At 63.9% G+C, this 7222-nt stretch carries 7 protein-coding genes and 1 pseudogene; 1 reads left to right on the forward strand and 7 read right to left on the reverse strand.

What is annotated here, in order from left to right; all coding sequences use genetic code 11:
* The coding region (locus WA702_RS14415; protein ID WP_425111208.1) for a NusA N-terminal domain-containing protein at positions 1 to 196 on the reverse strand (196 nt) is incomplete at its 3' end.
* A gap of 13 nt (positions 197 to 209) precedes the next feature.
* Complete coding sequence (gene rimP / locus WA702_RS14420) at positions 210 to 992, reverse strand: ribosome maturation factor RimP (RefSeq protein ID WP_425111209.1); 783 nt, start codon at positions 990 to 992, stop codon at positions 210 to 212.
* 384 nt (positions 993 to 1376) lie between these two features.
* Here rimP and WA702_RS14425 point away from each other — a divergent pair, with 384 nt between their 5' ends.
* Positions 1377 to 2453: a DUF2336 domain-containing protein gene (locus tag WA702_RS14425; protein WP_425111210.1), complete on the forward strand. Its 1077-nt coding sequence runs from the start codon at positions 1377 to 1379 to the stop codon at positions 2451 to 2453.
* An 84-nt stretch (positions 2454 to 2537) separates the two neighbouring features.
* Here WA702_RS14425 and trmB read toward each other — a convergent pair whose 3' ends face one another.
* The 5 genes and pseudogenes from trmB to WA702_RS14450 all read right to left on the reverse strand — a co-directional run.
* Entirely contained in the window at positions 2538 to 3287 is a 750-nt protein-coding gene (trmB, locus tag WA702_RS14430) for a tRNA (guanosine(46)-N7)-methyltransferase TrmB (protein ID WP_425111211.1), read from the reverse strand.
* Positions 3284 to 4417 carry a M20 family metallopeptidase gene (locus WA702_RS14435; RefSeq protein ID WP_425111213.1) on the reverse strand — a complete coding sequence of 378 codons (1134 nt, stop codon included), beginning with the start codon at positions 4415 to 4417 and terminating at the stop codon, positions 3284 to 3286. The genes trmB and WA702_RS14435 overlap by 4 nt, the downstream gene beginning before the upstream one ends.
* Before the next feature lie 269 nt (positions 4418 to 4686).
* Complete coding sequence (locus WA702_RS14440; protein WP_425111214.1) at positions 4687 to 5103, reverse strand: helix-turn-helix domain-containing protein; 417 nt, start codon at positions 5101 to 5103, stop codon at positions 4687 to 4689.
* Positions 5104 to 5335: 232 nt separating this feature from the next.
* Positions 5336 to 6958 carry an apolipoprotein N-acyltransferase gene (gene lnt, locus WA702_RS14445; RefSeq protein ID WP_425111215.1) on the reverse strand — a complete coding sequence of 541 codons (1623 nt, stop codon included), beginning with the start codon at positions 6956 to 6958 and terminating at the stop codon, positions 5336 to 5338.
* Positions 6955 to 7222 (reverse strand): annotated as a pseudogene (locus WA702_RS14450) (magnesium/cobalt efflux protein); the annotation flags it as partial. The pseudogene WA702_RS14450 and the gene lnt, both read right to left, overlap by 4 nt.

Raw genomic sequence — 7222 nt, forward strand, 5'->3', positions numbered from 1 at the left:
GGCGCGACAGCCGCAGCTCGCCCTTCTTGGGGTCGATCTCGGCATGCACGTCGGTCTCGCTGCCGTAACGAGCGCGAGCGGCCTTGGCGATGGCATCTTCCATCGCCGCGATCACGATGCCGCGGTCGATCGACTTCTCGCGCGCGACGGCGTCGGCGATCTGCAGCAGTTCGAGTCTGTTGGCGCTGACGGCCATGGCTCAGTCTCCTCTAATCAGGATCGGGCTCGCCTCTGCGCGCGCGTCCGGCGGCGAGGCGGTGTTGCTTGGTGTTCTTGGGCAGCGGTTTCTTCGCCGGCGGCTTGGTCGGTGTCTTGGCAGGCTTCGCTTTCGGGCCCCGCTCGGCAGCCGGCTTTGCCAGCGGCTTGGCGTGCGGCGCCAGCGGCGGCGCGAGGCCGAGGTCACGCTTCATCTCGCGTTCGGCCGCCTTGCCGCGGCGCATCGACTCGGCGATCAGCTCGTCGGTCAGTACCAGCTTGGCGTCGCCGATGTCGTGCATCGGCAGCAGCACCTCCGCCTCCTGGTCCTTCGCCACGTCGTCGCGGGCTATCCTGACGGCGTCGCCCTCGACACCGCGGATCATGCCGCGGAACCGCTTCCGGTTCTGGTGCGCGACCGCCATGTCGATCTTGACCAGATGGCCGGTAAAACGCTCGAAATCGGTACGGCGGACCAGCGGCCGGTCGATCCCGGGCGAGGAGATCTCAAGCCGGTAGGCGCGCTCGATCGGGTCGGCGATGTCGAGCACCGGTGACAAAGCGCGCGAGATCGCCTCGCAATCCTCCAGCTGCATCGAGCCGTCGGGCCGCTCGGCCATGATTTGTACGGTGCATCCGGACTCGCCGGAGACGCGGATCCGCACCAGACGGTAGCCCATGCCCTGCAGCACCGGCTCGGCAACCGCAGACACCCGCGCCGCGACGCCCGGCTCGACGACGAGACGGGGCTCGGCCAAGAGGTCGGTGGCGGCAGGGTCCAACGTGGGTTCGGTCATATCGATTGTGGTCAGCGTTGCGTCCGGTCTTGCATGTTATGCCGGGCCTCTCCGCCCGGTCCGATCGCGCTGCCCGTTCCGGCTCAAATGCCCTCGTCGGGCTTGCGGTCCGGTGCAGGTAATAAAAAAGAGCGGGTCCGGAACGGGCCCACTCTCACTACGCGATCGTATATGAGAACCTGTAAGTTGCGCCTGATATAACGGCTTTGCCGGCGTCCGGCAAGGGTGCGAAGGCGGCTCCTTGCGGGTTTTTAGGCCGGGATCCGCCGCCCGCTACCTAACCCTTCCTTCACCAAGATTGGCTAGATTTCGCGGGAGTTGAGTGGTCTGGCCGTAAGGTTAATTGCCGGCAGACCTTGTAGCGTTGCGTATCGAGTAGGTTCCATGACTGCCGCCACCTGGCTGATCCCGGGGCTTGACGACATTGTCAGGTACGGCGCTCCCGAGCGCCGTACCGAGGCTATCAGCCGGATCGCCGATCTGTTCTTCGAAGACGCGGCGACGCTGCCCCCCAGACACATCGATTTGTTTGACGGACTTTTGATCGCGCTTATCCCGCATGCCGACACCCATGCGCGGGTCGATCTGGCCGAGCGGCTCTCGCGCCTGAATCGGGCGCCGCCCGTGTTGGTCGGGCGGCTCGCGCGCGAGAACGAGATCATGGTGGCCGGACCGCTGCTACGGCGCTCACCGGTGCTCGACGAGGATGCACTGATCGAGATCGCGCGAGCGAAGGGGCAGGACCATCTGCTGGCGATGTCGGAGCGGCCGCGCCTGTCGCCCGATCTCACGGATGTGCTGGTGCGCCGCGGCGATCGCAGTGTGGTCAGACGCACCGCGAGCAATGACGGCGCGCAATTCTCGACGACAGGCTATTCCGAGCTGATCGGCCGTGCCGGCGATGATGGCGTGCTGACGCTTGCGGTCGGTCGCCGCGCCGATCTGCCCGATGCGCATCTGAAGACGCTGTTGGCCGGCGCGCATGGCGCGATCCGGCGGCGGCTCGCCGATGTGGTCAAGCCGGAGCGCCAGGCCAAGATCGAGCAGGCGATGGCCGAACTCGCCGGCAAGCCCGCGCCGGCGACGGGCAAGCGCAATTTCGTGCCGGCGCAGCGCACCGTGCTGGCGCTGTATCAAGCCGGCGGCCTGAACGAGAGCGCGTTGTTCGGCTTTGCCAGAGTTCATCAATATGAAGAAGGCGTAGCGACCCTGGCCGCGATGTCGGGCCTCGATATCGAAACGCTCGACCGCCTGCTGTCAGGGGCGCGTCACGATCCGGTCCTGATCATTGGGCGGACCATCGGGCTCGATTGGGTCACGGCGCATGCGCTGATCCTGATGCGGCTCGGGCCGAAACGAATCCCCGCGCAGGCCGACATCGAGGCCGCCCGCATCAGCTACGCGCGGCTGGCGCCGACGACCGCCGAGCGCGTGGTCATGTTCTGGAAGGCGAGGCATTAGGACCACGCGGCTAAAGCCCGCGAACTAATTACTTCTTACTTCGCTGCCGCAGTGTTCTCGGAGCGTCCTCTCCGCGCCAAATACTCACTTCCTGCGAAAGCGCAGATAGCTTGCGACGCGGCCCTCGCGCGTGGCCTTCCGGCCGTAACGCGTCATGGTGTAGCCCGGCCAGGGCAGGCGCCAGTCGTCGGCCCGCTCTGCGGTCCAGACGAAGTCTGGTGAGCGCAGCAGATGCCACAGCGTCCAGTCGCAATAGGTATCGATGTCGCTGACGAAGCGGAATTCGCCGCCGCTCCTGAGCACGCGGGCCATCGCAGCGATGGTGGCGTCCTGCACGAAGCGGCGTTTCCAGTGCCGTCGCTTCGGCCAGGGATCGGGATGGATCAGGTCGATCCGCGCCAGCGACTGTGACGGCAGCCAGGCCAACAGCTCGGCGGCGTCACCGGCGAGCAGCCGAATATTGCTGATATCGTTGGCCTCGATCTGCGCCAGGATCTTGGCCATGCCGTTGACATAGGGCTCGCAACCGATGAAGCCGGTTTCGGGGAAGGCGCGCGCCTCGGCGATGAGATGTTCGCCGCCGCCGAAACCGATTTCGAGTCGCAATTCGCTCGCTTTCGGATCGAACAGATCCAGCGGCGTGACCGGCGCTGGCGCCTTGATGTCGAGCGCAAGCCTCGGCAGCAGGTGATCAATCAGTTCGGCCTGATGAGCACGGAGCTTGTGGCCCTTGCGTCGGCCGAAGAACGAGCCTTGTAAGGTCAGGTCCTGCCGGTGCTCGGACTCATGCGCGTCGGCATTGTCGTCATCCGTGATGTCGATGGCAGCGCTCATGTCAGCGTCTGGTACAGCCGGTACAGCAGCCGCGCCCGCGGCTCGATCGAGGGGATGTACATCTGCTCATAATGAGTATGTGCGCCCTTGCCGTCGACCCCGAGTCCGTCGAGAGTCGCGGTAAACGGGGCGGTGAAATTGCCGTCAGAGCCGCCGCCGGTGAAGGTGTCGACGAGAGCGAAGCCGATCTCGTCTGCGAGTTCGCGCGCGTGCTCGAACAGCGCGGCGCCGGCATTGCTCTTCTCATAGGGCGGGCGGTTCAGCTCGCCCTTCACCGCGACGGTCACGCCCTCGGTCCGCGATTTGAGGTTCAGGATCTTGGCGACGATCTCGTCGGCATCGGCGAACTTCGGTAGCCTTGCATCGACCTCGGCGTAAGCCTCCTCCGCGATCACGTTGGGCTTGGTGCCGCCGCGGACGACGCCGACATTGACACTGACGCCGCGTTCGGGATCGTTGAGGGCCTCGAGTGTCTGGATCACATTGGCGAGCTCGCGAATGGCGCTGCGTCCATCCTCTGGACGCGTGCCGGCGTGCGCGGGCACGCCCTTGATCGTGACGTCGAAGCGCGCCACGCCCTTGCGCCCGGTCACGATCTTGCCGCCGTCGCGTGCCGGCTCCGTGACAAGGACATATTTGGCCTTGCGTCCCTCCGCCTCGATCAAGGCCCGTGACGTCGGGCTGCCAATCTCCTCGTCGGACACGAACAGTTGTGTGATGCCGAGCGGAGGGCGCACGGCGTCCGCGCAAATTTCTCGAAAAGCGTGAAAAGCGAGGTAGGCGCCGCCCTTCATGTCGTAGATGCCGGGGCCGAACGCTACCTCGTCGTCGACCCTGAACGGCAGCCGCTTGATGAAGCCGAGCGGATGCACGGTGTCGAGATGGCTCAACACTAGGATGCCGGGCGCGTCCTGTCCCCATGACGACCGTGCGATCAAATGGTCACCGCAGCCGTCGCGGCCCGCGACGCGCTCGACGGTCGCAGGCAGCCCGCGATAGCCGTCGGCGACCAGCGTCGCGAGCCGGTTGACCTGATCAGGCGCCTCGGTCGGCGTCTCGATCTCGACCCAGCTGCGGATGCCGTCGAGAATATCCTTGCTGTCGAAGGGATTTACTGCAGGGCCGATCATGTGGTGTCGCTCGGGAGATGATGAATGCTCGTAATCGTTATTGCTGGGTGTCCAACATGCGGATCGCAGGAATTCGATTCCCAGGCCGTAGTCCGAGTTCGAGGCGGTGTGAAGGCCCACGCACCTCGGAGCTGGCTTGCTAACAAAACGGCGAAGGGCGCGATAGCCGTTCGCAACCGGCCATCGCGCCCATCTCGTATCAATTCGGCTTATTGCGCTATCAGTTCTCCTTATACGCCCGACGGCGCCGGAAACCTTGCGCAACATAATCAGCGGTCATCGGGCCCTTCGCGGTCGGCGATCTGCTCGACCAGGTCGACAATGCTGCGGCGAAGCTTGGAATCGTTGATCCGCGTGAACGCGCGGGTCAAAGCCAATCCTTCCGAGGTCGCGAGAAAGTCGGACACATAAGCGGGCGACGCACCCTCGCCGAATGCCTCGCCATTGATCCCGCCGCTTGGAACTCCCTCGAACAGGAACGACACCGGGACCTGGAGAACCTCGGAAATCTGCTGAATTCGGCTCGCACCAACGCGGTTCGTGCCCTTTTCGTACTTCTGTATCTGCTGGAATGTAAGGCCGAGAGCCTCACCAAGCTTTTCCTGGCTCATACCCAGCATGATACGGCGCATCCGCACCCGGCTGCCGACATGTTTGTCAACAGGGTTGGGCGCTTTCGTCGACATCTCTCACACTCCTTGAATCTGGCCCTTGGGACGAGGCCACCGCAGTTATGCCTCAGGCGCTAACACCGTCAATTTCTGCTCGGATGTTGTGACGAAGGAAGACGTGTTGAGCAACGAACTGACAGATCTACTGCCGCGCGAGAATGCGAATTGCAGTGTCGATCTGTCAACACTTGGAGTTTTGCTTGTCAAAAAAAATCTTGCCGCCGAGAAAAGAAACAAGAATGTGCAACTATCTCGCAACGCTTTTGGCGGCGCGGCGTCGTAATACGACAAACAGGGCGGCCGCGAACAGCACCGCGGCGGGGATGTCGCCGCTCCGCGCATAGATCGTCGGTGCGATTGCGGCAGGCAGCGACGAATCGAGAACGCCCTCGATGCCAAGGCCGAGTTCAGCGATATTTCGTCCTAACGGATCGATTACGGCTGAAATACCCGTGTTGGCGGCGCGCACCAACGGCAAACCTTGCTCGATGGCGCGCCATTGTGCCTGCTGCAGATGCTGATGAGGACCGGTCGAAATTCCAAACCAGCCGTCATTTGTTAGATTGACGATCCATCCTGGTCGATCCTCATCGTTTTGCGCCGCAACGTTGCCGGGAAAAATTGCTTCATAGCAGATCAGGGGTAGCGCTCGCGGAGCGTGCGGAATGTCCAGATTGTGCGACACGGTGCCGGGAATGAATCCGCCCTGGACTTTTGTAAGCTGCTCGAAACCCAGTCGCTCCATTAGACCCTGGAGCGGCAGATACTCGCCGAATGGGACAAGATGCAGTTTGTCATAGACAGACAAAATGCTGCCGTCGTGATCGATGACGTAGATCGAATTATAAGCGCGCGTGACTCGTGCATTTCGTGGCAGGTCTGGTGCACGTACTGAACCGGTGATCAAGACCGTCGCGGGCTGCAGCAGATTGGCGATCTCCGCCAGCGCGTCCGGTTCGCGCGTCAGGAAGAACGGAAACGCCGATTCCGGCCAGATCAGTATATTGACATCATGCACGCCGGTGGCCCGCGGGCCAGAGGCGCGGTCCGACAGGGCCAGATATTTTCGCATCACCTCCGCCTTGGCGGAGTAATTGAACTTTACGTCCTGCTGCAGGTTCGGCTGCATGATGCGAAGCTTGAGATTCGGCACCATGGCGGTCGGATGCCGCGTCAGGCGAACAGCGCCGAATGTGCCCATTGCGATCAGCAATAAAAGCGCCGCGACAGGCGGCAGCCACGGCCGTCCGCCGCGCCGTCCGCTGTCGATCAGCGTCGCGGGGCTCGCAAAGATCGCGACCGCGATCAGCGTCATGCCCCAGAGCCCGACCAGCGAGGCCGATTGCGCCAGCGCCAATGGCGCTGAGAGCGCATAGCCGAATGTATTCCAGGGAAATCCGGTCAGGACATGGCCGCGCAGCCATTCGCTCACGGTGAGCGTGGCCGCGAGCGCCAGGATCCGCGAAGCGTCGCGGGTCCAGATCAGCCGCGCCAACGCACAGCCGATGGCCGGAAACAAGGCGAGATAGGCCGGCAGCCCGAGCACGGCGAACGGCATCAGCCAAGCGAAGGTGTCGGCATCGACCAGAAACGCGTAGCCGATCCAATAGAGGCCCGGCACGAAATAGCCGAGCCCGAACCAGAACCCGGTCAGCGCCGCCGCCGGCACGCCACGATAGCGTCCAGCAGCAGCGCCATCGATCAGCCAGACCAGCACCGGAAAGGTGATGAACAGCACGGGCCAGGCATCGAACGGCGCCATTGCCAGTGCTGACAGCGCGCCCGCGACAAGCGCGATCAAGGCGCGCTTCCAGCCCCAGGACAGGATGATGGCGAGCGCAATAGCACGCAACTTGGATGTGGCGATCACTGCGAGCCCGCTCCATCGCCGGCCGGCGGGCTGGCATTGTCATGGCCGGGCTCCCGTCCGGTCTCCGGCGCCGCGCCAGTCTCCGGCGCGCTCTCGGTCGAAGTCTCGGTCGAAGTCTCGGGCGAAGTCTCGGGCGCCGTCTCCGGTGCGGCTTCGCGACGCCCCCGCTCACGTTGGGTGCGTGGCGCGGGGCGCTCCTTGCGCAACGCGATGCGCAGCCGCTTCACCCGGCGCGGGTCGGCATCCAGCACCTCGACCTCGAAA

It is taken from the genome of Bradyrhizobium sp. (assembly GCF_049798375.1).
In the GTDB taxonomy this organism is placed as follows: domain Bacteria; phylum Pseudomonadota; class Alphaproteobacteria; order Rhizobiales; family Xanthobacteraceae; genus Bradyrhizobium.

What these genes read in the sequence shown, in the direction of transcription:
- rimP (WP_425111209.1), bottom strand. Translation starts at nt 992, where the DNA reads ATGACCGAACCCACGTTGGACCCTGCCGCCACCGACCTCTTGGCCGAG.
- WA702_RS14425 (WP_425111210.1), top strand. Translation starts at nt 1,377, where the DNA reads ATGACTGCCGCCACCTGGCTGATCCCGGGGCTTGACGACATTGTCAGG.
- trmB (WP_425111211.1), bottom strand. Translation starts at nt 3,287, where the DNA reads ATGAGCGCTGCCATCGACATCACGGATGACGACAATGCCGACGCGCAT.
- WA702_RS14435 (WP_425111213.1), bottom strand. Translation starts at nt 4,417, where the DNA reads ATGATCGGCCCTGCAGTAAATCCCTTCGACAGCAAGGATATTCTCGAC.
- WA702_RS14440 (WP_425111214.1), bottom strand. Translation starts at nt 5,103, where the DNA reads ATGTCGACGAAAGCGCCCAACCCTGTTGACAAACATGTCGGCAGCCGG.